Consider the following 717-nt stretch of genomic DNA (forward strand, 5'->3'; position numbering starts at 1 on the left):
CGTTGTTGCGGCAGGCAATGCTTCGTCATGCCATGCATGACCTACGGGTGGGCGTATAAACAACACGCGTAGGTACGGCACCGCCGTACGGGTGGGCGTATAAACAACACGCATAGGTACGACACCGCCGTACGCCCAATAAAAAAGGCGCCGTAAGGCGCCTTTAATTATTGTGTTTAAAAATTCTTAAGCAAGAATCTTAGAAACAACACCCGCACCTACGGTACGGCCACCTTCACGAATTGCGAAGCGTAAACCTTCGTCCATCGCGATTGGAGCAATTAGCTCAACTACAAACTTAATGTTGTCACCAGGCATAACCATTTCTACGCCTTCTGGTAACTCTACTGAGCCTGTTACGTCGGTAGTACGGAAGTAGAACTGTGGGCGGTAACCTTTAAAGAATGGCGTATGACGGCCACCTTCTTCTTTACCTAACACATAGACTTCTGCTTCGAACTTCGCGTGTGGCTTAATTGAGCCTGGCTTCGCTAATACTTGGCCACGCTGAATGTCTTCACGCTTAGTACCACGTAATAGTGCACCAATGTTCTCGCCCGCACGACCTTGGTCAAGTAGCTTACGGAACATTTCAACACCAGTAACGATAGTTTTAGTGGTTTCTTTCAAACCAATAATTTCAACTTCGTCGCCTGAGTTTACAATACCACGCTCAACACGGCCCGTTACAACCGTACCACGGCCTGAAATTGAGAA

Annotated in this window: 1 protein-coding gene; it reads right to left on the minus strand. The window is 48.0% G+C overall.

Annotated features, from left to right (window positions below):
* Positions 1 to 186: 186 nt before the first annotated feature.
* Positions 187 to 717, minus strand: a 531-nt coding sequence (locus tag M1L23_RS12780) for an EF-Tu C-terminal domain-related protein (protein ID WP_252627831.1), incomplete at its 5' end; no start/stop codon positions are given.

Source organism: Aliidiomarina quisquiliarum (assembly GCF_023922585.1).
Taxonomy (GTDB): domain Bacteria; phylum Pseudomonadota; class Gammaproteobacteria; order Enterobacterales; family Alteromonadaceae; genus Aliidiomarina; species Aliidiomarina quisquiliarum.